Genomic DNA, 25,046 nt, shown 5'->3' on the forward strand with positions numbered 1-25,046 from the left:
GAATCAGGCTCCCCGCGAGCGCTGCTCGCGGCGCAGGCGCATGCCACGCAGCACGCCATAGATGCCGATGGCTGCCCAGGCGACTTCCATCACGAAAGCCGAGGTGTTGAAGCTGCCGAACAGCAGCGACAACATCACGCCAAGCGCGCCGAAGATGTTCATCAGCTGATAGGTCAGACCATTGCCGTGCAGCTTGTGCGCCTGCAGCAGCAGGAACGCCAGCAGCACCAAGAGCACCCCGATATAGCCGGCCCAGTCATGCCACATCAGATTCATCGCTTCGCACTCCGCTGCCGCAAGGCCTCGAACAGCACCACGCCGGTGGCGACCGAGACATTGAGGCTCTCCATCGTGCCCGGCATCGGGATCTTCGCCACGAAATCGCACAGCTCGCGGGTGAGCCGGCGGATGCCCTCGCCTTCGCCGCCAAGCACGAGTGCCACCGGACCCTTGAAGTCGACGCCATAGATCGAGGTGTCGGTGTCACCGGCCAGGCCGGTGATCCACACGCCGGCATCCTTTAGCTCGCGCAGCGTGCGCGCCAGATTGGTCACCGCGATCAGCGGCACCCGATCGGCGCCGCCAGCCGAGGCGCGACGCACAACAGGCGTCAGACCCACGGCGCGATCCTTCGGCACGATCACCGCGGTGACTTTCGCCGCCGCCGCGCTGCGCAGGCAGGCGCCGAGGTTGTGCGGATCGGTGACGCCATCCAGCACCAGTACCAGCGTGTTGCTGCCGTCGCGCTCCATCAGTGCCGCCAGGTCGTTCTCGTGTGCCATCGGTGGCGGCTCATACAACGCCGCTACGCCCTGGTGACGTGCTTCGCCAGCGAGCTTGTCCAACTGCTCGCGCGGACGATGGTTCACAGTGATCTTCAGCGCCTTCGCGCGCTCGACCAGCTCATGCACGCGCGGGTTGCGCTGACCGTTCTCGACGACCAGCTCACTCACGCGCTCCGCGTCGTTGCTCAGCGCACCTTCGACGGGATTGATACCGACGATCCAGCTCTCACTCATGACTTGCCTTTCGGTTTCGGTTTGCGTCCGCTGCGCTTCTTGCCGCCACTCGCCGGTGAGGATACCGGCGCAGCCTTGGCGGCATGGCCTTGGCCCTGCCGCTTGCCATGACTCGGTTGTCCGTGTGCGGGCTTGCCAGGTGCCGATCCGCGATGCGGGCGATTGCCGCCATCCGTGGATGGCCTGGAAGCGTACGAGCGCGGTGGCGGATTATCACTCAGTACAGGTGTCTCCGGCACTACGGCATCGCGGCGACCGAACGCGCGACCAATCGCCTTCGCGGCACGGCCGAACATGCCTTGTGCCTTCTCCGGTGGCGCAGCGCGCTTGGGCAATGAGTAACGCTCGCCACTGGCCGCATAGTCGTAAGCCTTGCCACTGGCGGATGGCGGTGTGCCCGTTGCACGCGGCGACACCAGCCGGAAATCGATCTTGCGATCCTCCAGGCTGGCGCGCAGCACCTGGATACGCACATGGTCGCCGAGCCGGAACTGCGCACCGGTGCGCTCACCCTTCAACAGCTTGCGGGTCGCATCGAAGTGGTAGTAATCGTTGGCGAGCTGGCTGATATGCACCAGGCCGGACACCTTCGATTCGTCCAGTTCCACGAACAGGCCGAACGAAGTGACGCCGGTCACCACGCCCTCGAACTCGCTGCCGATGTGCTTCTCCATCCACGCGCACTTGAAGCGCTCGTCCACATCGCGCTCGGCCTCTTCGGCACGACGCTCGCGTTGTGAACAATGGATTGCCATTGCCGACATCTCGGCAGGGCTGTAGGTGTAGTCGGCTGGCTTGCCGTTGGTCAATGCGTAGCGGATCGCGCGATGTACCAGCAGATCCGGATAGCGGCGGATTGGCGAGGTGAAATGCGCATACGCCTGCAGCGCCAGGCCGAAATGGCCACGATTGTCCGGCTGATACGCCGCCATGCTCTGCGAGCGCAGCAGCACGTTCTGGATCAGCTCGCGCTCGGGACGATCCTTCACCATGCGCAGGATTTCGGAAAAGTCGGCTGGCGTGACATCTTCTACCGGTGGCATGCGCAGTTTGAACTCGCGCAGGAACTGCTGCAGGTCCTCGTACTTCTCCGCCGGCGGCGGCTCATGCGCGCGGAACAGCGCGGGAATCTTCTTCTTTTCGAGGAACAGCGCCGCCTGCACGTTGGCGGCGATCATGCATTCCTCGATCAGCTTGTGCGCGTCGTTGCGCTCGGTGGCGCCCATCGACTCGACGTTGCCGGTCTGGTCGAGGCGGAACTTCACTTCCGGCGTCTCGAAATCGATCGCGCCGCGACGTTTGCGCTGCTGCGCCATCGCCTTGTACAGCGCGTGCAGGTTCTCAAGCTGTGGCAGCACGTCGGCAACTTCATGCCGTGCATCAGCCTCCTTGAGGCCCACCGCCTGCCACACCTTGTCGTAGGTGAGCCGCGCATGCGACAGCATCACCGCGTCATAGAACTTCGACTTGGTGACATTGCCTTCGGCATCGACCGCCATGTCGCAGACCATGCACATCCGCTCGACCTTGGGCATCAACGAGCAGATACCGTTGGACAGCGTCTCCGGCAGCATCGGCACCACGAAACCGGGGAAATAGGTCGAGGTGCTGCGTTCGTAGGCCTCGCGATCCAGCGCGTTGCCGACCTGCACGTAATGCGACACGTCGGCGATCGCCACGATCAGCCGCCAGCCACCACCGCGCTTCGGCTCGGCATACACCGCATCATCGAAGTCGCGCGCATCGGCTCCGTCGATCGTCACCAGCGGCAGCTGACGGATATCCGTGCGGCCTTCGCGCTCGGCAGCAGTCACCACGGGCTCGACCTGCGCTGCATCACGCAGCACTTCCGGTGGCCACTCGTGCGGCAGGTCGTGGCTGGCAATCGCCATCTCCACCACCAGCGATGGCTGCAGCCGCTCGCCCAGCACCGCGCGGATCTCGCCCATCGGACCACGATGCAGCGTCGGCGGATCGGTGATCTCGACCACCACGATCTGGCCGGAACTGGCGCCCTGCTCCTGTCCCGGCTTGATCAACACGTCCTGGTTCAGGCGACGATCGTCCGGCGCCACCAGGGTTACGCCGTTCTCGATCACCACCCGACCGACCAGCCGCGACGAACGCCGCTCAAGTACTTCGGCAATCGCGCCCTGCTTGCGGCCACGTCGGTCGATGCCGACCACGCTGGCCAGCACGCGGTCGCCATGCATGACGGCGCGCATCTGCTGCGGCGACAGGTACAGATCCTCGCCACCTTCATCAGGGCGCAGGAAGCCATAGCCTTCGGCATTGGCCAGCACACGGCCGGCAATCAGGTCGAGTTTCTGGGTTGGCGCATAGCCACCGCGCCGGCCCAGCAGGAGCTGGCCGTCACGCACCATCGCCGCCAGCCGCTTGCGCAGCGCGTCGAGGTCGTCTTCATCATGGATGTCCAGCGCTTCGGCAACACGTGCCTCGGTCAGCAGTTCACCGCGCTCTTCGAGCAGGGCGAGGATCGCCTCGCGGCTGGGGATCGGGCGCGCATAACGCTGCGCTTCGCGATCGGCATGGGGGTCACGCACGGCGCCTGCGGCAGCCTTGTTGCGTCGTGGTCCGGAGGTTGCGCCGGCGCGCTGTTTCTTGACGGCGGTTTTCACCGGGCCTTTGCCTGCAGATGCGTCCGGACCCTTGCCGGACTGCGGGGGAGTTTTTCTGGTCACTAAATATCCTTGTGGTATGCGCGGCGCGGAGAATGACACGACGCGATGATTGGGTGTGAAAGATCGGAATGTGAAAAAGAGTTGACAAGCTACCGACAGATGCCTAAATTACGCGGCTCACGCAGCTCGCAGAGCGGTGTGACACCTGCCCAGGTGGCGGAATTGGTAGACGCACTAGCTTCAGGTGCTAGCGGGGGCAACTCCGTGGAGGTTCGAGTCCTCTCCTGGGCACCAATTGTAAACGAAGGCCGCCCTCCAGGGCGGCTTTCGTCTTTTCAGGGGCTCGATCGAGCTGGTACGCAGGTTGGTACGCATGCGCGACCCTCACCTTTTGGGCAGGGCAAAATTCGCCGCCTCCGTCGGAACAAGCTTCATATTTTGACGTATTCGCTCGGTGATCGGCCGACGAGTTTCTTGAAGTCATTAATGAAGTGCGCTTGGTCGTAGTACCCAAGATCCTGGGCCAGCATCGCCCATTCAGCCGGCTTCCCGGCAGCGAGTTGCTCAAGCGCCTCATATATCCGGTACCGCTTGACCACCCACCTTGCGCTTGCGCCGACGTAACGATGGAACAGCCGCTGCAATGTTCTATCCCGAATGCCGCATCGATCAGCGACATCCTCGACCCGCGTCAGGCTGCGATCATTGATGATCTCTTCCACGACATGGCAGACGGTCTCGACATTCGGATCAAGCGGCGGCAGATGCGCAACAAGAAACCGCGACGCCGCATCGACCATACCGCGGTCGTCATGGCATCCGACTATTTCTTCCTCTGCATCCGCCGCATTGCTGAAGACTTGATTCACCGGAATGCATGCGTTCGAGATCGAACTTAGTGGCTTTCTCAAGAACGGATAGAACGCACCCGGCCGAAATTTTCAGCCGAGGACCCGTTCATTGCCGCTGAGCATTCGAACGAATCGACTCAACTGCACGCCATAAATGCGCGAACGACCGCGCACGAAAGCGAGATGCACGCAAGGCTGAGGCAGCACCTCCCGGACTTGCGGTTCGTATTCGCGAAGATCCCAGCTTTCGATCCAGAAGTACTCCAACCAGCCGGCAAGCGCGGCCGGCGGCGCATACCGCGTATGCCGGTAACTGCCCGGCGGCGGGGAATGTCGCAACACGCCGCAACCTTGTCCGGCAACTCCATTCGGGCAAGATCCGTGTCGATCCGCCCTGGTTGCGTCAAGGTGTCGGCTTTTTCCAATCATTTGGATGTGTGTTTCATTGCAATCACGATCGTCAGTGCGATGACAGACGAAGAAAGCTCACCCCGTTCCGTACGGGAACACCTCGACACTTTACCCCTTCGCATGCGAATTGAGGCCTTGCCGACATGAAAACAGCAACGATGATCGTGCTTGCGTGTTCAGCTTGCTGCATGGCGACCACACCCGGATTTGCCGCTTCGTACCATGGTGCCGATCCGGTCAAGACGGTCCGGCAGAAATTCGAGGCCTTCAATCGGCATGATGTCGCTGCGATTGAGGGCATCTATGCTGCAGACGCGGTTCTGCGTAGTCCAGACTATCCCGGGTTGACCGGCAATTCGCAGATTGCCGATACCTACAAGCGCCTGTTTGATGCCATTCCCGACGCCAACGACGCCATCGAGAACATCGACCGTTCGGGAAACAGGGTGTACGCACAATTCGTGCTGTCAGGGCACCTCAAAGGCGCGGGAGGAAAATTCATCAAGGTGCCGATCATCTCCGTCTACACCGTCAGCGGCGGTCATATTGCCGCGGACTCGACATACTACGACAGGAAAACGCCGTAACTGCAGGCAGTCAGCGAGGCGCATCGATGGCGAATCAGTCATGCGTCCTTCCTGTTTCAGGAACCGGCGCAGGGACGGCCGTCGCAGGAACGACACCATGTACGCTTGCCGCGCGGCAAGAAACAGCCGTGGCGATCAGACGACAGGCGGCCCCTTCAATTCGATCATGTTGCCTTGCGGGTCGTACAGGTAGATCGACGGACCCTCGCCTTGCGCGCCGTAGCGCGAACCCAGCTCACCGATGCGCACGTCATGCGCCTTCAGATGCGCAAGGATGGCCGCCTCGTCGTAATCCTCCACACGCAGGCATAAATGGTCCATGTTGTGGCCTTCGCCGCTTGGCGCAGCTCCGCCGCGGCGACCGAGCTGACCGCCGATGCTGACCAGATCGATCAACGAACTGCCGGCACGCAGCTGCACCAGGCCAATTTCATCCTGCCGGCGCTCCTCGCGGCAACCCAGCACGTCGCAATAGAAGCGCTGCATGACGTCCGTATCGATGGCGCGCAACACCACATGGTCGATCTCTGCGATACGGATCATCGTGCGCTCCCGGGGCTGCAGGGTGGGTCACCAAGCATAAACGGTATGGATTCGGCTGATCGTCAGTTGCCTGCGACGCCTGTATAATCAGCCGGGTAAACGCTTGGTGGGAGAAGCGGATGACCCTTGACCGGGTACAGCCGCTGCCGAAGACGCAACGCCCGTAATCGCTCAGGCCCCACACCATCAGGCGTAAACACTCTGGAGAGAGCGGCTGCCTTCATCGGCGCAAGCCGCCGCCGAAGGGGCACGAGGCTATCGCCTCCAAACTCTCAGGCAAAAGGACAGAGGGGCGCCCCACGTGCGGCACGCACGTCCGGCCTTTATCGGCCATTTCCGGACGCCTGTCATGAGCCAGACCAACACGCCTTCCCTGCGCGACCTCGAGCACCATCACGCCTTCATCGAACGCCACATCGGCCCGAACGATGCGGAGATTGCGCAGATGCTGCGCGTCATCGGCCACGATTCGCTGGAATCGATGACCGACGCGATCGTGCCGGGCAAGATCAAGTCATCGGCGCCATTGGCAGTGCCGAAGGCGATCACCGAGGTCGAGGCACTGGCCAAGATCCGCACCATCGCGGACAAGAACCAGGTGCTGAAGAGCTTCATCGGCCAGGGCTATTACGGCACCCATACGCCGAACGTCATCCTGCGCAACATCCTGGAGAACCCCGCCTGGTACACGGCGTACACGCCGTATCAGGCAGAGATCTCGCAGGGCCGCATGGAGGCGCTGATCAATTTCCAGACGATGTGCGCCGACCTCACCGGCATGGAGATCGCCAACGCCTCACTGCTGGACGAAGCCACTGCCGCCGCCGAGGCGATGACGCTGGCCAAGCGCTCGTGCAAGTCCAGGAGCAACACGTTCTTCGTATCGAACGGCGTGCACCCGCAAACGCTGGAAGTGATACGCACCCGCGCGGAACCGCTGGGCATCGAGCTGGTGATCGGCAACGACGTCGACGCGCTGAACCTCGATGCCTTCGGTGTGATGCTGCAGTACCCGGATACCTTCGGCACCGTCAACGATTACCAGGCGATCGCCGCTGCCGTGCATGCGCGCGGTGGCCTGGTCGCGGTCGCCACCGATCTGCTCGCGCTGACCTTGATTGCCGCACCCGGTGAATGGGGTGCGGATATCGTGGTCGGCAACTCGCAGCGCTTCGGCGTGCCGTTCGGCAACGGTGGCCCGCACGCCGCCTTCATGGCCTGCCGCGATGCGTACAAGCGCTCGATGCCGGGCCGCCTGATCGGCGTCTCGGTGGATGCCGAGGGCAAGCACGCCTACCGTCTCACCTTGCAGACCCGCGAGCAGCACATCCGCCGCGAGAAGGCCACCTCCAACATCTGTACCGCACAGGTACTACTGGCGGTGATGGCCAGCATGTATGCCGTGTATCACGGTCCGGAAGGTCTCACCCGCATTGCGCGTCGCACGCATCGCCTCGCGTCAATCCTGGCCGCATCGCTGCGTCAAGCTGGCCACATCGTAGGTCCGGACTTCTTCGACACGCTGCATGTACTGAACGTCGATGCCGACGCCCTGCTCGCCAAGGCCGAAGCCGCCGGCATCAACCTGCGCCAGATCCATGGCGAGAGCGTCGGCATCAGTCTTGACGAGACCACCACGCGCGCCGACGTGATCGCACTCGCTGCGTTGTTCAGTGCATCCATCGACGACATCGACGAACTGGATGCCGCCACCCCGGACGCGCTGCCGAGCTCTCTCGTACGCAAGAGCGCATTCCTGCAGCATCCGGTGTTCAACACGCATCACAGCGAGCACGAACTGCTGCGCTACATGCGCGCGCTGGCCGACAAGGACCTGGCGATGGATCGCACGATGATCCCGCTGGGCAGCTGCACCATGAAGCTCAATGCCACCGCCGAGATGATTCCGGTGACCTGGCCCGAGTTCGGCAACATCCACCCGCTGGCACCGGTGTCGCAGACGCAGGGCTACAAGGAACTGATCGACGGTCTGGAAGCGATGCTGGTCGAATGCACCGGCTACGACGCGGTGAGCCTGCAGCCGAACTCCGGTGCGCAGGGCGAATACGCCGGCCTGCTGGCGATCCGCGCGTATCACCGCTCGCGCAATGAAGATCATCGCGACATCTGCCTGATCCCCGAGTCCGCCCACGGTACCAACCCGGCCTCCGCGCAGATGTGCGGCATGACCGTGGTGGTGACCAAGTGCGACACCAACGGCAACGTCGATGTGGAAGACATCCGCCGCGCGGCCGAGAAGTACAGCGACCGCCTCGCCGCGCTGATGATCACCTACCCGTCCACGCATGGCGTGTTCGAGGAAGACATCGTCGCGATCTGCGAAATCGTGCATGCGCACGGCGGTCAGGTCTACACCGATGGCGCCAACATGAACGCGCTGGTCGGCGTGGCCAAGCCCGGCAAGTGGGGCTCGGACGTATCGCATCTGAACCTGCACAAGACGTTCTGCATTCCGCACGGCGGCGGCGGCCCGGGCGTCGGTCCGTGCGCGGTGAAGTCGCATCTCGCGCCGTTCCTGCCGCGTACGCTTGGTGGCGAAGGTACGGTCGGCATGGTCAGCGCAGCGAACTACGGTTCGGCCTCGATCCTGCCGATCTCGTGGATGTACATCACCATGATGGGCCAGCAAGGCCTGCGCAAGGCAACGCAAGTCGCCCTGCTCAACGCCAACTACATCGCCAAGCGGCTGGTGCCGCACTACCCGACTCTTTACACCGGCCGTAACGGCCTGGTGGCGCACGAGTGCATCCTCGACCTGCGCCCGCTCAAGGACGCCACCGGCATCGGTGCCGAGGACGTGGCCAAGCGCCTGATCGACTTCGGCTTCCACGCGCCGACCTTGAGCTTCCCGGTGGCCGGCACGCTGATGGTCGAGCCGACCGAGAGCGAATCGCAGCACGAACTGGATCGCTTCATCGACGCGATGATCCAGATCCGCGACGAGATCCGCGCGATCGAAGACGGCAAGCTCGACCGCGAGGACAACCCGCTGAAGAACGCTCCGCACACCGCCACCATGGTCAGCGGCAGCGAATGGACCCACGCCTACCCGCGTGAGCTGGCCGCCTTCCCGCTGCCCAGCCTGAAGCTGCAGAAATACTGGTCGCCGGTGGCGCGCGTCGACAACGTCTACGGCGACAAGAACATCATGTGTGCGTGCATCCCGGTGGATGCATACAAGGAAGAAGCCGAGGTTTAAGACGCTGCGGCAGATGGCTGGATCGATACGAAGAGGCCTCGCGAATGCGGGGCCTCTTGCTTAGCAAAGGACGAATCAGCGCAGCAACGGCTTCGGCTTGGCACGCTTTGCGTCGTACATCGACTGGTCCGCCTTGTCGAGCAGATGGTTGAGTTCCTCGCCATCATCCGGGTAGATCGCCAGACCGATGCTTGCGCCCAGCGAAATGGACTTCCATTCGAACTCGAAGGGTTGCCCGATCTGTTCCGCCAGGCGTTCGACATGGTTCCTGGCACCATCACGGCCGTCGATGCTGGACAGGATCACGCCAAATTCGTCACCACCCACGCGGGCCACCGTATCCGCTGCGCGACTGGCATCCTTGATCCGTGTCGCCAGTTCCCGAATCGCGGCATCGCCAGCGCGGTGACCCAGCTGGTCGTTGATCGGCTTCAAGCCATCCATGTCGACATTGAGCAAACCGAATGGCGCGTACCCGCGCTGTGCCTCGGCGAGCCGATGACGCAGGCGTTCGTAGAACAGGGAGCGGTTCGGCAAGCCAGTGAGCGCGTCATGGGTTGCCTGGAATAACAGCTCGCTTTCCTCGTACTTGGCTGCATGGAACATTGCCGCAGCGATCACTTCGGACATCAGCTCCAGAATCTTCACATCGCCGTCGTCGAACGCGCCGGGCTTGTCGGACAGCACTTTCAACACACCGACCACGGCTTCGTGATGGCGCAAGGGCATCACCACCATCGAGCGCAAACCAATCAGGCGGCAAGCCTCGCGATTGACCCTGTCGTCGGTCTCCGAATCCGTGCAGGACAGCGCACGCGCATCCTCGATGCATTGCCCCGACAGGCTCATGGCACGCTGCAGGCGCAGGCCCAGATGCGGGCTGGCTACGCCCGAAGCTGCCCGGTAGACCAGCTCTCCATCCTCGGCCAGCTCCACCACCGCACCGGTCGCCGAAGTAAGCTGCTGCGTCCGCTCGGCAACCAGCGCCATCACGGCACCCAGATCCAGACCCAGCTTGGCAATCTCGGTCTGCGTCCTGATCACCTCAAGTAGCCGGTCCCCGTTCCAACTGAACTGTTGCGTGTTCATTGGCCCTGCCTTTGACGATATCCGGGTGGCATCACTCCGCGCCAAGTACATGCAGCCGATCCAGACGTGACCCCGCTGCCGGTGACCACATCATCAAGCGTAGATACGCTCGGGAGCAATACCAGCCAGACCGGCGCCGCCATCGCATTGATCACTCCAGCCTGGCGTGGCTAATTACTGGAAACAATCCTGTTTCTCCCCTGCTGCTTGGCCTGATACAACCGCTTGTCCACCGTCTCGATAAACGGCAGCGGCGCATCGCCATGAGACGGAATGGTGGTGCTCACACCCAGGCTGACGGTCAGCGCCGGGCCGATTTCAGAGCGATCATGCGGAATCCGTTCCTGCGCAATCAGCTCGCGACAGCGTTCGGCCACTTTCAGTGCAGCATTCTCATCGGTTTCGGGCAACACCAGCACAAACTCCTCGCCGCCAAAACGGGCAACGAAATCGCGTGCCCGCGTGGCTGCCGTGCCCAGGAGTCGGGCCACCATCTTCAGACACTGATCCCCTTCGAGATGCCCGTAGTGGTCGTTGTACTGCTTGAAATAATCGATATCGAGCATGACCAGCGACAGCGGTTGCCTGTTGCGCCGCGCGTTGTCCCACTCGATTTCCATGATCGCATCGAACCTTCGCCGGTTGGCGACGCCGGTGAGGCCGTCCTTGTAGGACAGCTCTTCCAGTTCCTTCTGCAGACCGAGCAATTTCTCCTCGGTGCGCTTGCGCTCGCTGATATCGAACATGAAGCCGATCAGCGAATCGACCGAACCATCCGCATTACGCACTACATGCACCACGTCGCGGATCCACACGTAGTCGCCGTTCTTGCACAACGCGCGGTAATCGGCTTCGTGATCGATGCCTGCCTTCGATTGCGCAACGCAGAAATCCACCGCCCATGTCCGCTCTTCCGGGTGCATGCGATCGATCCAGTCCTGCACGCTGGCCCAGCTGGAAGGTTCCCAGCCAAGCAGGGTCTCGATCTGGGGTCCGATGTAGGCAAATGTCATGGTGGCCCAATCGATCTTCCAGGGGATGGCCCGGGTCGACTCCAGCAGGGTCCTGTAGACATCGCCATCGGACTCCACTCTTTTTTCGATATCAGCCATCGCTTTCGATCCCGCTCATGTTGGAAAAGCGGTCACGGGAGCCGGCTAATGCCTGCAAGAGTGCGGCTCCCGTGGCTGCATGACGTCACTTCCATCCCTTCCCGGGCAAGCGGAAGGTGTGAAGCTACGTCCTTCCTCCGGATCGTACAGGTGCATGCAATGGTTATGCCCATTCCGGCCATCCGCTCAGTCATGACGGATAGCGAACAGGCAGGCCAGCCTGGATGTCGACGCTGCCCACACAACCGGGGCTAGCGAAACCCCGCACACGTCAAGCCGGACAGGACAGGCCGCGGCAGGAATCGCCGCTCAGACGACTGGAAACATCACTTCACCGGATGCGGCGGATTCGTTGCGGGCGTGGTCACCTGCTGCAACGCACCTACACTTACGTGCCCGGACCAGCCATCGAAGACGATCGCAGCCTGCTTGTCGATCGCGTTGACCATGGTCTGCATCGGCAGGCATTGCTGGGGATCGGGCGCCGAATCTATCGGCATGATGCCCTCCATGCAGTAATTGCTCTCACCGGCATTCATCCGTGCAAGCTGGGCCATGCCTTGCGCATAGCGCTTCTCGGCACGTACTGCCGCGGTGGCATCGGCATAGGTCGGGCGAAGTTTCGCCAGCAGCGATTCGGCAGCCTGCCGTTCGCCCGCCGTGGCACTGGTGTATGCCGACTGGTAAACCTGTTTGAAACTGGACTGTGGCCGTTCCGCCGCCAGCGTCAGCCATGCCAGCGCCAGCGGGCGGTTCACCGGCTGGTGATCGCCATCAAGCGCCATGATGCCAAGTACGTACTGCGCCGGCTTGCTGCCCCAGCTGGCCGCATCCAGGAAAAATTTCTGCGCATAGCTGTAGTGCTGTTCGCCATAGCTCTGCGTGGCCAGGCAATAGAAATAGTCGCTGGGAAGGAAACGCTCCTCCCCAATCGCACACTTCGTCGACGCCAGGTCGGCATCGCTTGGTGCCGTATCCGCACTCTTGGGTGCCGGGGTTCCATCGGTTGCCGCAGCAGCCATCAGAGGCACCCCGAAAATACCTGCCAGCAGCGCAGGCAGCAGCAGCGTCCGCGCAGATTTACCAAACAAGCCGTACATGCGCATTTCCCTTGAAAAATTCGATCGATCAGTCCGTCCAGCCTCCATAGTAACGCCGACAGCCCCGCCTGGATGACAGCACGTACGACCACACAGGTCCGGTGCGGCGTATCAGCATCCGCCGGTAGATACGCCGAAGCGCATGGTGTGCGCACACCATGCGCTTCGGCAATTGGCTTACGACTTGGTCCAGGGCGTACCGCCCGCATAGTCGGCGCTGAGTGTGGTGTTCAGCTGGGTCAGGATGGTGGCGTTGGTGGTGACCAGCCCGAGTTCCCGGTTCTCCGTCAGCGAGGCCGAGGAGAAGTTCTCCGAGCCCACGAAAGCCTTCGCGGTCGAGGTGCCGTAATCGGCCACGATCACCTTGGCGTGGACGTAAAAGCCCGTGGTCGTATCCGGATAGGTGCTGATTTTCACACCGGCTTTCGTGAGAGCCTCGAATTCGCTCTCGTAGTCGTTGTCGTCGTTGGTCATGCACACCGTCACCTTGACGCCACGCTTGGCCGCATTCTCCAGCGCAGTGACGATGGTGCTGTAGCTCATCTCCTCGTTCTCGATCAGCAGGCTGCCCTTCGCCCCATTGATCAGATTGACCAGATCGGTCTTGGAGACGGTCGGGCTCCAGACCAGGTCGTCACCGACCGGCGGCGTGATCGTCTGTGACTTGAAGTCGGCGTTGAACGTGCTTTCGATCGCGGCGACATCGGCTGCATCGTTCTCGATCACCGCGAAGTCGCGGGTGGTGCTGTAATAGCGGCTGGTCAGGTTGAGCGTCATCACCGCACTGGTGGTGCCGTCGATGGTGATGGTCTTCTGATGGGTGGCAGCATATTTGGTCCATGCCCAGACCACGCTCACGCCGCAGCCCTTAAGCTGCGTGTAGGCCGCCGTGTTGTTACTTTTCTCGAGGTTCTGATCGAGGATCACGCGCACCGCGATGCCGCTTTCGGCGGCGGTGCAAAGCAGGCCCGAAGCCTGCGTATCGACCAGCTCATACATGGTCATGTCGATGCTGGACTTGGCCGACTTGATCAGGTTGTAGATGGGCGTGAGGCCCTGATCCGGTTCGATCACCAGCGTCTGGGTGACGGTGGTGGCTTGGCTGCCTGCATCGGCGAGAGTCTGTGCAGAAACACCAGCACAGCCGGCACAGAATACAGAGGCGAAAAGTGCTGCCTTGACGGCAACGGATAACCCGCAACGATCTTTCATGTTTAAGTCCTTTTGATTGGATAAGAATTGAGACGCGTGTCCATGCGGTTCGTGGTCACCGCCCTCCATGGGCGGATGCCGGCTGTCCAACCAATCCAGTGCTCCCCTGCAGCAGGCGCGTAACGCCACAGCCGTGCGCGATTGGAGCTTGACTATGTGACGCTGCTCTTTCCGTTAATCAGTGCATGTTCCTGCGTTCAGAAATCGTACAGGCTGAAACCACGGCGCTCGTTCGCCAGTGCTACCGTCCACGCATGCCCGCCCGCCGCCTGCTCCTGCTCGCCGCCTTGTCGATGCCGCTGTTGGCAGCCGCCGGTGACGCACCCATCGCCACGGGCTTGCAACGCGATGTGATTTTCACCGGCTACTCGCCACTGTCACGCAGCAGCGAACTGGTGCGGCGACTGCTGAGCCCGCTGAACGCGCTGCGCATCAGCCAGGAGTCGATGCGACCAGGCCACGCCATACGCGAGCAACCGCTCGATCTCGCGCACGAGAAATTCGCCGTCTACCTGCCCTCTCATGCACCGCCGCACGGCTATGCCCTGCTGGTGTTCGTGCCGCCATGGCCGCAGGCCGTCGTGCCGCCGGTGTGGACATCGCCCCTGGATCGCCACGACATGATCTACGTCAGCGCCGCGAACTCCGGCAATGACGCCGATGTGCTGGACCGGCGCGTGCCGCTGGCCTTGCTGGCGGCCTACAACATCATGCAGAAATATCCGGTCGATCCGCAGCGCATCTACATCGGCGGTTTCTCCGGCGGTTCGCGGGTGGCCGAGCGCATCGCGCTGGGCTATCCGGATCTGTTCCGCGGAGCGCTGCTGCTTGCCGGCAGTGACCCGATCGGCAGCGCACAGCATTCGCTGCCGCCGGCACCCCTGTTCCGGCAATTCCAGGACGCCATGCGACTGGTCTATCTCACCGGTCGGAATGATGAAGACCACCTCGACATGGATACCCGCAGCCAGCAGTCCATGCGCGAATGGTGCGTCTTCCACCTGGATACCGTGTCGGCGCCCTGGTCCGGACATGAGGTGGTCGCACCCGGGCCGCTGAATCACGCGCTGGATTTGCTGGACAAGCCCGTGCAGCCCGATCCGGGCAAGGTCACCGATTGCCGCGCGCATATCGACCAGACACTGGCCACCCAACTGCAACAAGTGGAAGACCTGCTGGCCAACGGCAAGCCCGATGCAGCGCGCTTGCTGCTGAACAAGATCGACCTGCATTACGGCGGACTGGCGGCGCCACACAGCTCCAAGCTGGCGGAAAAGCTCGCCACGCGACCCTGACCATCCACGTCTCATGCGCCGCCCGGTCAACCGCAGACAATCGCGCTATATTCAACGACGCAAGGCGCCATTGCGGGATCGAGGCAACTTGCAAGATCGAGGAAGCAGTCCGCCTAACTGCAGCGTATTGCCGTTCGTACCATGCGTCCTGTGCCCAGGATATCGGGCCCCAATAGATCGTCTGGGAGGAACCGTGATCGACTGGATCGAATATGCAAAGGTCGCCGGCGCCTTCGTCGGTGCCTGTGGCATCGCTACCATGGCGAAGCTCTATCACGACAAGGTCGTGACCGGAAAGGACACCGAGCTGGCGATCAAGGACGCCGAAATCACACGCCTGCGGGCCGATGTGTTGAAGGCAGAATCCCATGCGCAGACTGCCGCTGACGCTGACGTTCCCGCGCACCGGGACCTGCTGAAGCTGCGCACACAGCTCACCGGCATGATCGAGCAACTGGCCGGCACGCTGCATGCACAGGCCGCCTCCATCTACATCCCGGTGTTCAATGCGGGCGATGAAAAGGCCGAGTCCCCGCGCAGCTTCGCATTCGTCGCCGCCTTCAACATCGATCCGGGTGCCACCGCCGCCATCCTCAAGATGAAACTGGTCGAGACATGGACCGTGGTTGGCGAATGCTGGGACAAGGCAACCCTGATCGGCAGCAACAAGCTGCAGGCCAATGTCCGCCACGTCGCTTCGTATGACAAACAGTCCGGATTTGTGCCGGTCCACACGCTGGCCTCACCCGTGCACTGGCAGGGGCGACAGATCGGCGTCGTGCAGGTCTTCAACAAGACCCTGCCAGGGAGCGTCTACGACATCGACGAACTTGGCTTCCAGAGCGACGACCGCAAGCATCTGCAGGAAGCCATCCACGAAACCAGCGACACCGGCATGGCAGGCAGACTGCATTATTTCCAGTCCAGCCCGAATGCCTTGCGCATACTGGGGCTGCAGGACGAGCTGAATCTCGAAAATGCCGTGATCATGTATGTCGACCTGACACACTCCTCAGCTCTGTTCAGCGAAGTGCCCTTGGTCGACGCGGCCCGGATGATTAACCGCTTCAGCCAGTACATCTACGGGCGAACCAATCTGTATTCCGGCATCGTCGAGAAATTCAATGGCGACGGCACACTGATCCGGTTCCATTACGTCGGCTTCGATTCCCGCATTCAGACGAGCAATCCGGTGCTGCGGGCCATATGCACCGGGGCGGATATGATCAGTGAGTTCAGGGACTTCAAGACCCAGCGCTGGCAGGGTCTCGCAGCAGATACCGCCGACGCGATCAAGCTGCGCGTCACGATTGCGCTGGGCCCGGTCATATCGACCAACATGGGACCACAACAAATCCAGGTACCCACCGTCATGGGACAGTGCGTCAACCGTTCGGCGAAGATGATCGCGTATGCACCACGCGATCGGGATGTCATGCTGATCGACGACAACGTGAGCAAGGCGTTGAAGCAGATCGACGAACGTTATGCTGCTGCCTTGTCCGAGTTCGCCGATTGGTCCGACAGCAGCGCGCTGCAGGCTCCGAGCCTTGCCGGCCACCAGTATTTCGAGGCGGCAGTGGAGCCTTTCAGGCTCGCCGCCATGGAATTTCGACAGACCCGCATCGGCAGCCCCCGTAACAGCGCAGAGCGCTAATCCGCTGCACTCGTGGCCTGCATCCGGCAAGCTTCGATACGCCACGACAGCCACGAGAACAGCAAGGACCGCGCCCATTCCGGCATTCTTCTCGCCTGTCACGCTTCTGTCGCGACTCTCGTCTAGCTTGGGTCCAGACCAACCGACGAGACGATGCCGATGTCATCCGATGCCGCTGCCATTGCGACTCCGGGCCGTAGCTCCGGTCGCCTGTTCGCCATCATCTTCGGGCTGATCCTGCTGATCGGTGGCAGCTACGCCGCCGTGCACCTCATGCAGGATCTGGCCGTCGTCAAATCCGGTAACGCGGCGCCGTATATCCTGCTCGGCGTGGCCTTGCTGATCGCGCTCGGCTTCGAATTCGTCAACGGCTTCCACGACACCGCCAATGCGGTGGCCACGGTGATCTATACGCACTCGATGCCGCCCAACCTGGCGGTGATCTGGTCGGGCGCGTTCAACTTTCTCGGCGTGCTGACTTCATCCGGCGCAGTCGCCTTCACCATCGTGGCGCTGCTGCCGGTGGAGCTGATCCTGCAGGTAGGCAGCCAGGCCGGTTTCGCGATGGTGTTCGCGCTGTTGATCGCGGCGATCCTGTGGAACTTGGGCACCTGGTATTTCGGGCTGCCGAATTCGTCCTCGCATACCCTGATCGGCTCGATCATCGGCGTGGGCCTGGCGAACCAGCTGATGTCCACCGCCAGCGGCACCAGTGGCGTGAACTGGGACGCCGCGATGGGCGTGTTCAGGGGCCTGGTCTTTTCGCCGATCGCCGGCTTCCTGCTGGCCGGTCTGCTGATGGTGATACTGAAGGCGGTAGTGAAGATCCCTGCCCTGTATCGCGCGCCGGAAGGCAACAAGCCGCCGCCGTGGCCGATCCGTGCACTGCTGGTGTTGACCTGCACCGGCGTGAGCTTCAGCCATGGCTCCAACGACGGCCAGAAAGGCATGGGCCTGATCATGCTGATCCTGATCGGCACCGTGCCGACCGCCTACGCATTGAACGGTGCAGTGACCGGCAACCAGGTGAAGACCTTCCACCAGGTATCCGCGGAAGCACAACAGGTGCTGGCCAGCCTCGGCAACGGCGTGAGCGTCACTGCCGATCCGCGCAAGACCGTCACCGCCGCCGTGCAACAACAGGCATTCCTGCCCGGCACCGCGCCAGCGCTTTCCGCGCTGATGGCGTCGATCGACAAGCAGCTGGGTGACCGCACCTCGCTCAAGGCGGTGCCGCAGGATCAGATGGGCAACGTCCGTAACGATATCTACCTCGCCGATGCCGCGATCCCGCTGGTGCTGAAGCAGCCCGGTCTCACTTCGCAACAGACCGCCACGCTCACCTCATGGCGCGGCCTCGGCACGCAGGCGACGCAGTTCATTCCACCATGGGTGAAGGTCGCGGTGGCGCTGGCCCTCGGCCTGGGCACGATGGTCGGCTGGAAGCGCATCGTGGTGACCGTCGGCGAGCGCATCGGCAAGGAACATCTGACTTATGCCCAAGGCGCCTCCGCCGAACTGGTGGCGATGGTGTTGATCCAGGCCGCCGATATGTATCACCTGCCGGTCAGCACCACCCACGTACTCACCTCCGGCGTCGCCGGCACCATGGCCGCGAATGGCTCGGGCCTGCAATGGAGCACGGTGCGTAGCCTGTTGATGGCGTGGGTGCTGACGCTACCCGCCTCGATCCTGCTTGCGGGCTCGTTGTTCGTGGTGTTCCGGCACATCTTCTGAAGAAAGACTGTCGAAGAGCCCGGCACTTACTCTTCTGGTGCCGGCTTCATTTTCTCCAGCACTTCTTCCAGATCGGTGATCACCGTTTCCAGTGCCTCATGCAGCTGCCCCTGCCGATCCATCAGGTCGGCAATCTTGTCGGCCAGCTTCAGCTTGGACAACTCGCCGTCGAACAACAGCCATTCCGCCGTCAGCGTTTCCACGTTGTTCTTGGAGTAATGCCGCATCTCCTTGAGCTGCGCCACCGTATCGCCGATATGGTCGGCGGGGGTCTTCTTGACATGTTCGTCGGACATGGTGGTTCCTCGTGGCGAAATGTAGCTATTCGCTCGAACCGTAACGCCAAGAACGCGAAGCTGAGGTCAATACCCTCTATCAGTAATCCCAGTGCTCATTGCGCACCGGCAGGCGATTGAGCATGTCGCGGCAATCACGCCAGTGGGGCATCAGTTTGTTCATCAACGCGATGAATCGATCGTTGTGGGTCGGCTCGCGCAGATGTACGAGTTCGTGAACGACGATGTATTCGAGGCACTCGGGCGGCTTTTTGGCCAGTTCGGTATTGAGCCGGATATTCCGAGCTGTTGGGTTACAGCTGCCCCACTTCGTTTTCATGTGCTGCACGTAAAAGTGTTCGGCCCATGCGCCAACGATCGGTTCCCACTTTGCCAGCAACGCCGGCACGGCAAGCTTCAAGTTGCTGCGGTACCAGTCAGCCAGAAGCACTTCACGCTTTTTCACGCTCGTGCCGGGACGAACCTGCAGCCGCAGGTGCCTGTGCATCAGATGAACCGAAGGCCGTGCTTCCACCTCGACGATTTGCAGCAAGTAACGCCGCCCCCAGACATAGTGGCTTTCACGCTCAAGGTATTCGCGCGGCGTTTCCCGCTCTTGCGCAAGCAGCTTCTTCTGTTGCTGTCTGACCCGCCTCGGTCTTCACCGGCACGCCATAGCGCACGTAGGTCAATGGCTGTCGGCAAATCGGCCGGATCTGCTGATTTGCGCTACATAAAAAAGAAGCCCCGCAATGCGGGGCTTTTTGTGGTGACGGCTAGAGCAGCAAGGTCGGGATGGATGATCGGTTTCGTTGTTGAAGTGCGATTCCCGCCTTCGCGGGAATGACGGCTCGTTAGGGTGACGGCTCGTGGGGATGACGGCTCGTTGGGATGTGCCCTCGTCCTCCTACTGCTGCTACCAATCAAGCAAACGGATCATCCAGCACGATGGTGTCATCACGATCCGCGCCGGTGGCGACCAACGCCAGACGACAGCCGGAGAGCTCTTCCACCGCGCGCAGGTAGGCGCGTGCCGCGGGCGGCAACTTGTTCCACTCGCGGATGCCGGCGGTGGACTCTTCCCAGCCGGGGAATTCCAGGTAGACCGGCTTGCACTCGTCCCAGCCGTCGGCGTCGAGCGGGGCCAGTTCGCGGCGCTTGCCGCGGTATTCGTAGGCGATGCAGACCTTGATGGTTTCCAGGCCGTCGAGCACGTCGAGCTTGGTGATGGCCAGGCCGTTGATGCCGTTGATCTGGGTGGCGCGCTTGAGCGCGACCAGGTCGATCCAGCCGCAACGGCGCGGCCGGCCGGTGCTGGCGCCGAACTCGTTGCCGACCTTGCGCAGGCGTTCGCCCATCTCGTCGTTCAATTCGGTCGGGAACGGGCCGCTGCCCACGCGCGTTGCATAGGCCTTGCAGATGCCCAGCACGTAATCGATGTCGCGCGCACCCACGCCGGTACCCGCGAGTGCGCCGCCGATGGTGGTATTGCTGGAGGTGACGTAGGGATAGGTGCCATGGTCGATGTCGAGCAGCGCGCCCTGCGCACCCTCGAACAGGATGTTGCCGCCGTCCTTGCGCACGTCGTGCAGGATGGTGGCGACGTCGTCGACCATCGGGCGGATGTACTCGCCCCAGGCCAGCGCGTCGTCCAGCACCTTCTGGTAATCGACCGGCTCGACCTTCAGCCACTGGGTGAGGATGAAGTTGTGGTAGTCGACGGCGGTTTTGATCAGCGCCGGCAGCTCGTGCGGGTACATCAGGTCGGCCACGCGCACGCTGCGGCGGGCGACCTTGTCCTCGTACGCCGGGCCGATGCCGCGGCCGGTGGTGCCGATGGCCTTGCCACCGGCAGCGATCTCGCGCGCCTTATCGACGGCGATGTGGTACGGCATGATCAGCGGCGTGGCTGGGCTGATCTTGAGGCGCGAGCGCACTTCGACGCCATTGGCCTCGAGCTCGGCGATCTCTTCCATCAGGGCGGCGGGCGACAGCACCACGCCGTTGCCGATCAGGCACAGCGCGTCATCGCGCAGGATGCCCGAGGGAATCAGGTGCAGCACGGTCTTCTTGCCCTTGATCACCAGGGTGTGGCCGGCGTTGTGGCCGCCCTGGAAACGCGCCACGGCGCTGACGCGCTCGGTCAGCAGGTCGACGATCTTGCCCTTGCCCTCGTCGCCCCACTGGGCACCAAGAATTACGACTGACTTACCCATGATCTTCTCGCTCGTTTGGGTTGGCTCCGCACGGGAGCCGGGGGAAACATCAAGCACGGCGGCACCAGGCCGCTGCGCGTATCAATGAAACAGTTGCAACAGCAGCAGCCCGACCACCATCACGCCGGCACCGTACAGGCGCAAGGTACGTGGCGGCAGTTTCAGCGCCTCGCGCACCATCGCCTGCCAGCCTTGCGGCACCGCGAACAGCAACAGCCCTTCGATCACCATCATCAGGCACAGCGCGGCAACCAACTGGTGCATCGGAACGCGCCTTAGCGCTTCGAGGCAGCCGGCTGGCTGAAGTAGTGCATGAACTCCGAATCGGGTTTCAGGATCAGCACGCCCTTGCCATCCTTGAACGATGTCTCGTATGCCTGCAGGCTGCGGTAGAACGCGAAGAACTCCGGATCCTGGTTGTAGGCCTGGGCGTAGATCTGCGCGGCCTGGGCATCTCCCTCACCACGGATCTTGGCGGCGTCGCGCTGGGCATCGGCGCGCAGCACCTGGCCCTGGCGATCGGCATCGGCCTGGATCGTCTCGGCCGATTCCTGGCCGGTGAAGCGCAGTTCGTTGGCCAGCTGCAGACGCTCGGCACGCATGCGCTTGTAGACCGATTCGCTGACCTCGTTGGGCAGGTCGATGCGCTTGATGCGCACGTCGACCACGGCGATGCCGAGGTTCTTGCGCGCGGCGGCATCGGTCTGCGTGCGTACCCGCTCGGTGATGTCCTTGCGGCCGCCGGAGATCAGGTCAGGCAGGGTGCGTGCGTTGAACTCGAAGCGCAGGCCGTCCTTGACGATCGGGGTCAGCCGCTGCGCCGCCATCAGCTGGTCGCCGCCGGTGGCGCGGTAATAGGCCGCGTTGTCGACCACGCGCCACTTCACGTAGAAGTCGACGTTGACGCTCTTCTTCTCGGAGGTGAAATAACGTTCCGGCGGCGCATCCAGCGACAGGATGCGCTTGTCGAAGTCCATCACCTGCTGGATCACCGGCAGCTTGAAGTGCAGCCCCGGCTGGTAATCGGTATGCACGATGCGGCCGAACTGCAGCAGCAGCGCGCTGTGCCCTTCGCTGACCACGAACATGCTGTTGAGGCCAAGCAGGATGACGATGGCGGCGATGATGACGGAGGTGAGCTTCATCATGGCTGCGTCCCCTTGTCGGCTGCATTGTTACTGGCAGGTGCCGGCGTGACCGCGCCCGCCGTGACGGTGCCGGCATCCGGTGCCGCTGCTGCTGCCTGCGCTGGCGGCAGATTGATGATGTTGCGGCCGTCGGAGCCGTCGATCACCTTGGGATTGTTCGCCATCACCTGTTCCATGGTTTCCAGCCACAGGCGTTTGCGCGTCACTTCGGGCGCCGCCTTGTACTGGGTCAACAGCAGGTTGAAGCGCGCGATGTCGCCCTGGGCGCGGGCAATTCGTTCGGCCTGGTAGCCGGAAGCCTCGGCTGCGATGCGCGCGGCGTCGCCACGCGCCACCGGCACCACCTTGCTGGCATAGGCCAGGGCACCGTTCTCGATGCTCTGCTTGTCCTCGCGGGCGTTGTTGACGTCGTCGAAGGCGTCCTTCACCTCGTTCGGCGGGGACACGTTCTGGAAGCTGACCTCGGTGACGCGCAGGCCGGAGTCGTAGCCGTCCAGCGTCTTCTGCAGGGTGGTTTGCGCCTCGCTGACCAGGCTGGCGCCGGCGGCGGACAGGATCTGGTCCATGTCGCTGCTGCCGATCACCGAGCGCACGGCGGCCTCGGCGGCAGCGCCGATGGTGCCGTCCGGATCATTCAGCGAGAACAGGTATTTGCGCGAATCGTCCACCTGGTACTGCACGGTGAAGTCGATGGTGATGATGTTCTCGTCGCGGGTCAGCATGGCCACCTTGTCGGTGACCGAGCGGATTCGCGTGGACTCGACCTTGGTGACTGACTCGAACGGCTGCGGCAGCTTCAGGTGGAAGCCCGGCGTCAGCGTGCGCGAGTACTCGCCGAAGCGCAGCACCACGCCGGTCTGGCGCGCGCCGATGATGGTGTAGCAGCTGAGCAGCAGGCCGACCACGAGCACCAGCAACACGGCCGCCAGGATGCTGCCCGGACCCTGCCTGAGCCTGCTCGTGGCGCTACGGATGGTGTTGAGCAACTCGTCCAGCGGCGATTTGCCGGACGGACGCTTCCTGTTCCACGGATCGTTCTGCCCGTTCTTGCCGGGTTCATTCCATGCCACTGTCAGTCTCCTTGAGGCCGTCGGGAGGCCGGCAACCACGGCCGGAACACACGTTGAACGGAGTAACCCATGAGGGATGGGACCAAAGCTTGTTGAAGCACCGTGCGACCCCGTCAGGTAGCCGCACAAACACCGGGCATTCTAGCAGAGCAAGCTGGCGTCGTCCGCTGTGCCACGACGCTATTCCGCCGGGGCCAGCAGCTCACGCAACAGCAGGGTCTCGGCCGCATTGCCGCCACTGAGTGGCGCGATCACGCTGCGCGGTGCGTCGATGCGCAGCTGCCAGCCGTGTTCGTCCACCGTTTCACCGGTGATCGCGCCAGCCGCCTTCAGCCGCGCATGCAGGCGCCCGGCCGACAGTGGCAACTGCAGCGCCGACTGCACGCGCTCGCCGCCGAGCAGTTCACCCAGCGCCTGACGCAGCAGCTCGAGGCCGACGCCGGTGGCGGCAGACAGCCAGACCCGCACGGGTTTGCCGGCGGCATCGCGGTCGATGCGCGGCTCGGCACCGGCCAGGTCGATCTTGTTCATGATGTGCAGCTGCGGCACGTCGCCGGCGTCGATCTCTTCCAGCACGTTGTCGACGACGCGATGCAGCCGTTCGCGCTCCTCGTCGGCGGCATCGCTGACGTGCAGCAGCAGGTCGGCATCGCGTGCCTCGGCCAGGGTGGCGCGGAACGCGGCAACCAGGTCATGCGGCAGCTCGCGGATGAAGCCGACGGTGTCGGCCAGCACTGCCGGGCCGCAGCTCAGGTCTTCCAGCTTGCGCACGGTGGGATCGAGCGTGGCGAACAGCAGGTCGGCGGTGAACACCTCGCCGGTGGTCAACGCATTGAACAGGGTCGACTTGCCGGCATTGGTGTAGCCGACCAGGGCCACGCGTGGCACCGTGTTGCGCAGCCGCGCACGCCGCTGCTGGCCGCGCTGGGTCTGCACCTTTTCCAGCCGCTTGGTGAGCATCTTGACCCGCTCGGCGAGCAGGCGGCGATCCAGCTCCAGCTGGGTTTCGCCCGGGCCACGGTTGCCGATCATGCCGCCGCGCTGGGCGTCCAGATGGGTCCAGCCACGCACCAGCCGGGTGGCGATGTGCTTGAGCTGGGCCAGCTCCACTTCCAGCTTGCCTTCGTGCGAACGTGCGCGCTGGGCGAAGATGTCCAGGATCAGCCCGGCGCGATCGACCACGCGGATGCCCAGATGCTTCTCGAGGTTGCGCTCCTGCACCGGGGTGAGCACGTGGTCGACCAGCACCAGGTCGGCCTCCAGCGCACGCGCCGCCTCGGCGACCTCGTTGGCCTTGCCGGTGCCGATGTAATAACGCGGGTTGGGGTCCTCGACGCGGGCGCTGATGACGCCCAGCACCTCGGCGCCGGCCGACTTCACCAGCTCGGCGAATTCCTCGGCGCGACGCGCCGTATCGCCTTCGCCGCGGGAATGCGGCAAAACCAGCACGGCGCGGTCGCCTTTCTTTTGTCTGTCGAACACGAGTGGGAGTGATCCTTCAGGAGCAGACCCACGTCATGCGGGCAGTTACCCCATCAATCAAGCGTCCGCGTCATTCGAGGCGGCTACCGGGTCGACATGGCCATCGTGGCCTTCATGGCCGTCGTGGCCATTGCCGATACGCACATTGCGGCTGGGCACCACGGTGGAGATGGCGTGCTTGTAGACCATCTGGCTGACCTGATTGCGCAGCAGCACCACAAACTGGTCGAACGATTCGACCGTCCCCTGCAACTTGATGCCGTTGACCAGATAGATGGCGACCGGCACGCGTTCGCGCCGAAGCGCATTCAAAAACGGATCCTGCAACGATTGTCCCTTGGACATTTCTTGTTCTCCCCTTGCAACGGACAGGCCCGGGA

22 protein-coding genes, 1 tRNA gene, 1 pseudogene and 1 riboswitch are annotated in these 25,046 nt (G+C 62.8%); of the genes and pseudogenes, 6 read left to right on the forward strand and 18 right to left on the reverse strand.

The window, feature by feature from the left end:
- Window positions 1-3: 3 nt before the first annotated feature.
- The 3 genes from B0E51_RS04740 to rnr are packed head-to-tail and all read right to left on the reverse strand — an operon-like array spanning window position 4 to window position 3,583.
- A complete protein-coding gene (locus tag B0E51_RS04740; protein WP_077443709.1) occupies window positions 4-276 on the reverse strand; it encodes a hypothetical protein in 273 nt (90 codons plus the stop codon).
- Complete coding sequence (rlmB, locus tag B0E51_RS04745) at window positions 273-1,019, reverse strand: 23S rRNA (guanosine(2251)-2'-O)-methyltransferase RlmB (protein ID WP_077443710.1); 747 nt, start codon at window positions 1,017-1,019, stop codon at window positions 273-275. The genes B0E51_RS04740 and rlmB overlap by 4 nt, the downstream gene beginning before the upstream one ends.
- The gene (gene rnr, locus B0E51_RS04750; RefSeq protein ID WP_254424426.1) at window positions 1,016-3,583 is read right to left on the reverse strand and encodes a ribonuclease R; all 2,568 of its coding nucleotides are present in this window, start codon (window positions 3,581-3,583) and stop codon (window positions 1,016-1,018) included. Before rnr ends, rlmB begins: the two co-directional genes overlap by 4 nt.
- A 285-nt stretch (window positions 3,584-3,868) precedes the next feature.
- On the opposite strand from rnr, the gene B0E51_RS04755 reads away from it, so the two are divergent.
- Window positions 3,869-3,955 (forward strand) — tRNA-Leu (locus B0E51_RS04755).
- A 137-nt stretch (window positions 3,956-4,092) separates the two neighbouring features.
- Here the strand turns inward: B0E51_RS04755 and B0E51_RS04760 are convergent.
- Window positions 4,093-4,530 (reverse strand): AraC family transcriptional regulator, encoded by a 438-nt coding sequence (locus tag B0E51_RS04760; protein ID WP_143525790.1) that lies wholly within the window; start codon window positions 4,528-4,530, stop codon window positions 4,093-4,095.
- A gap of 72 nt (window positions 4,531-4,602) precedes the next feature.
- The gene (locus tag B0E51_RS04765; protein WP_077443713.1) at window positions 4,603-4,854 is read right to left on the reverse strand and encodes a DUF6597 domain-containing transcriptional factor; all 252 of its coding nucleotides are present in this window, start codon (window positions 4,852-4,854) and stop codon (window positions 4,603-4,605) included.
- 212 nt (window positions 4,855-5,066) lie between these two features.
- Between B0E51_RS04765 and B0E51_RS04770 the strand changes: the two genes are divergently transcribed.
- Window positions 5,067-5,510, forward strand: a complete 444-nt coding sequence (locus tag B0E51_RS04770; protein ID WP_077443714.1) for a nuclear transport factor 2 family protein — start codon at window positions 5,067-5,069, stop codon at window positions 5,508-5,510.
- A 135-nt stretch (window positions 5,511-5,645) separates the two neighbouring features.
- Here the strand turns inward: B0E51_RS04770 and B0E51_RS04775 are convergent, their stop codons facing one another.
- Entirely contained in the window at window positions 5,646-6,053 is a 408-nt protein-coding gene (locus tag B0E51_RS04775; RefSeq protein ID WP_077443715.1) for a VOC family protein, read from the reverse strand.
- Between the two features lie 191 nt (window positions 6,054-6,244).
- Window positions 6,245-6,351: riboswitch (glycine riboswitch) on the forward strand.
- A gap of 51 nt (window positions 6,352-6,402) precedes the next feature.
- Here B0E51_RS04775 and gcvP point away from each other — a divergent pair.
- On the forward strand, window positions 6,403-9,273 hold the full coding sequence (gcvP, locus tag B0E51_RS04780) for an aminomethyl-transferring glycine dehydrogenase (RefSeq protein ID WP_077443716.1): 2,871 nt from the start codon (window positions 6,403-6,405) through the stop codon (window positions 9,271-9,273).
- A 75-nt stretch (window positions 9,274-9,348) separates the two neighbouring features.
- Here gcvP and B0E51_RS04785 read toward each other — a convergent pair whose 3' ends face one another.
- The 4 genes from B0E51_RS04785 to B0E51_RS04800 form a co-directional block, all read right to left on the reverse strand.
- Window positions 9,349-10,362 carry a sensor domain-containing diguanylate cyclase gene (locus tag B0E51_RS04785; RefSeq protein ID WP_077443717.1) on the reverse strand — a complete coding sequence of 338 codons (1,014 nt, stop codon included), beginning with the start codon at window positions 10,360-10,362 and terminating at the stop codon, window positions 9,349-9,351.
- 170 nt (window positions 10,363-10,532) lie between these two features.
- A complete protein-coding gene (locus B0E51_RS04790; RefSeq protein WP_077443718.1) occupies window positions 10,533-11,474 on the reverse strand; it encodes a sensor domain-containing diguanylate cyclase in 942 nt (313 codons plus the stop codon).
- Between the two features lie 326 nt (window positions 11,475-11,800).
- A complete protein-coding gene (locus tag B0E51_RS04795; RefSeq protein WP_143525791.1) occupies window positions 11,801-12,574 on the reverse strand; it encodes a hypothetical protein in 774 nt (257 codons plus the stop codon).
- Window positions 12,575-12,751: 177 nt separating this feature from the next.
- Window positions 12,752-13,786 carry a phospholipase D-like domain-containing protein gene (locus B0E51_RS04800; RefSeq protein WP_168172574.1) on the reverse strand — a complete coding sequence of 345 codons (1,035 nt, stop codon included), beginning with the start codon at window positions 13,784-13,786 and terminating at the stop codon, window positions 12,752-12,754.
- Window positions 13,787-14,040: 254 nt separating this feature from the next.
- On the opposite strand from B0E51_RS04800, the gene B0E51_RS04805 reads away from it, so the two are divergent.
- From B0E51_RS04805 to B0E51_RS04815, 3 genes are all read left to right on the forward strand, one after another.
- Complete coding sequence (locus tag B0E51_RS04805; protein ID WP_217333066.1) at window positions 14,041-15,081, forward strand: hypothetical protein; 1,041 nt, start codon at window positions 14,041-14,043, stop codon at window positions 15,079-15,081.
- A gap of 13 nt (window positions 15,082-15,094) precedes the next feature.
- On the forward strand, window positions 15,095-16,738 hold the full coding sequence (locus B0E51_RS04810; protein ID WP_143525792.1) for a hypothetical protein: 1,644 nt from the start codon (window positions 15,095-15,097) through the stop codon (window positions 16,736-16,738).
- 159 nt (window positions 16,739-16,897) lie between these two features.
- Window positions 16,898-18,475, forward strand: a complete 1,578-nt coding sequence (locus B0E51_RS04815) for an inorganic phosphate transporter (RefSeq protein ID WP_143525793.1) — start codon at window positions 16,898-16,900, stop codon at window positions 18,473-18,475.
- A 26-nt stretch (window positions 18,476-18,501) separates the two neighbouring features.
- Here the strand turns inward: B0E51_RS04815 and B0E51_RS04820 are convergent, their stop codons facing one another.
- The 8 genes and pseudogenes from B0E51_RS04820 to hfq form a co-directional block, all read right to left on the reverse strand.
- Window positions 18,502-18,771 (reverse strand): hypothetical protein, encoded by a 270-nt coding sequence (locus tag B0E51_RS04820; protein WP_077443724.1) that lies wholly within the window; start codon window positions 18,769-18,771, stop codon window positions 18,502-18,504.
- Between the two features lie 79 nt (window positions 18,772-18,850).
- Window positions 18,851-19,390: pseudogene (locus B0E51_RS04825) on the reverse strand (SprT family zinc-dependent metalloprotease); the annotation flags it as partial.
- A gap of 283 nt (window positions 19,391-19,673) precedes the next feature.
- A complete protein-coding gene (locus B0E51_RS04830; protein WP_077443726.1) occupies window positions 19,674-20,966 on the reverse strand; it encodes an adenylosuccinate synthase in 1,293 nt (430 codons plus the stop codon).
- Between the two features lie 81 nt (window positions 20,967-21,047).
- Complete coding sequence (locus tag B0E51_RS04835; protein ID WP_077443727.1) at window positions 21,048-21,230, reverse strand: DUF2065 domain-containing protein; 183 nt, start codon at window positions 21,228-21,230, stop codon at window positions 21,048-21,050.
- Window positions 21,231-21,241: 11 nt separating this feature from the next.
- Window positions 21,242-22,111, reverse strand: a complete 870-nt coding sequence (gene hflC / locus B0E51_RS04840) for a protease modulator HflC (protein WP_077443945.1) — start codon at window positions 22,109-22,111, stop codon at window positions 21,242-21,244.
- Window positions 22,111-23,184 carry an FtsH protease activity modulator HflK gene (gene hflK / locus B0E51_RS04845; RefSeq protein ID WP_077443728.1) on the reverse strand — a complete coding sequence of 358 codons (1,074 nt, stop codon included), beginning with the start codon at window positions 23,182-23,184 and terminating at the stop codon, window positions 22,111-22,113. The genes hflC and hflK overlap by 1 nt, the downstream gene beginning before the upstream one ends.
- Window positions 23,185-23,364: 180 nt before the next feature.
- A complete protein-coding gene (gene hflX, locus B0E51_RS04850; protein WP_077443729.1) occupies window positions 23,365-24,666 on the reverse strand; it encodes a ribosome rescue GTPase HflX in 1,302 nt (433 codons plus the stop codon).
- A 57-nt stretch (window positions 24,667-24,723) separates the two neighbouring features.
- Window positions 24,724-25,011, reverse strand: a complete 288-nt coding sequence (gene hfq, locus B0E51_RS04855) for an RNA chaperone Hfq (RefSeq protein WP_077443730.1) — start codon at window positions 25,009-25,011, stop codon at window positions 24,724-24,726.
- Window positions 25,012-25,046: the final 35 nt, after the last annotated feature.

It is taken from the genome of Rhodanobacter sp. C05 (assembly GCF_002001165.1).
Taxonomy (GTDB): Bacteria; Pseudomonadota; Gammaproteobacteria; order Xanthomonadales; family Rhodanobacteraceae; genus Rhodanobacter.

What these genes read in the sequence shown, in the direction of transcription:
- B0E51_RS04740 (WP_077443709.1), bottom strand. Translation starts at nt 276, where the DNA reads ATGAATCTGATGTGGCATGACTGGGCCGGCTATATCGGGGTGCTCTTG.
- rlmB (WP_077443710.1), bottom strand. Translation starts at nt 1,019, where the DNA reads ATGAGTGAGAGCTGGATCGTCGGTATCAATCCCGTCGAAGGTGCGCTG.
- B0E51_RS04770 (WP_077443714.1), top strand. Translation starts at nt 5,067, where the DNA reads ATGAAAACAGCAACGATGATCGTGCTTGCGTGTTCAGCTTGCTGCATG.
- B0E51_RS04775 (WP_077443715.1), bottom strand. Translation starts at nt 6,053, where the DNA reads ATGATCCGTATCGCAGAGATCGACCATGTGGTGTTGCGCGCCATCGAT.
- gcvP (WP_077443716.1), top strand. Translation starts at nt 6,403, where the DNA reads ATGAGCCAGACCAACACGCCTTCCCTGCGCGACCTCGAGCACCATCAC.
- B0E51_RS04785 (WP_077443717.1), bottom strand. Translation starts at nt 10,362, where the DNA reads ATGAACACGCAACAGTTCAGTTGGAACGGGGACCGGCTACTTGAGGTG.
- B0E51_RS04790 (WP_077443718.1), bottom strand. Translation starts at nt 11,474, where the DNA reads ATGGCTGATATCGAAAAAAGAGTGGAGTCCGATGGCGATGTCTACAGG.
- B0E51_RS04795 (WP_143525791.1), bottom strand. Translation starts at nt 12,574, where the DNA reads ATGTACGGCTTGTTTGGTAAATCTGCGCGGACGCTGCTGCTGCCTGCG.
- B0E51_RS04800 (WP_168172574.1), bottom strand. Translation starts at nt 13,786, where the DNA reads ATGAAAGATCGTTGCGGGTTATCCGTTGCCGTCAAGGCAGCACTTTTC.
- B0E51_RS04805 (WP_217333066.1), top strand. Translation starts at nt 14,041, where the DNA reads ATGCCCGCCCGCCGCCTGCTCCTGCTCGCCGCCTTGTCGATGCCGCTG.
- B0E51_RS04810 (WP_143525792.1), top strand. Translation starts at nt 15,095, where the DNA reads ATGCGCCGCCCGGTCAACCGCAGACAATCGCGCTATATTCAACGACGC.
- B0E51_RS04815 (WP_143525793.1), top strand. Translation starts at nt 16,898, where the DNA reads ATGTCATCCGATGCCGCTGCCATTGCGACTCCGGGCCGTAGCTCCGGT.
- B0E51_RS04820 (WP_077443724.1), bottom strand. Translation starts at nt 18,771, where the DNA reads ATGTCCGACGAACATGTCAAGAAGACCCCCGCCGACCATATCGGCGAT.
- B0E51_RS04830 (WP_077443726.1), bottom strand. Translation starts at nt 20,966, where the DNA reads ATGGGTAAGTCAGTCGTAATTCTTGGTGCCCAGTGGGGCGACGAGGGC.
- B0E51_RS04835 (WP_077443727.1), bottom strand. Translation starts at nt 21,230, where the DNA reads ATGCACCAGTTGGTTGCCGCGCTGTGCCTGATGATGGTGATCGAAGGG.
- hflC (WP_077443945.1), bottom strand. Translation starts at nt 22,111, where the DNA reads ATGAAGCTCACCTCCGTCATCATCGCCGCCATCGTCATCCTGCTTGGC.
- hfq (WP_077443730.1), bottom strand. Translation starts at nt 25,011, where the DNA reads ATGTCCAAGGGACAATCGTTGCAGGATCCGTTTTTGAATGCGCTTCGG.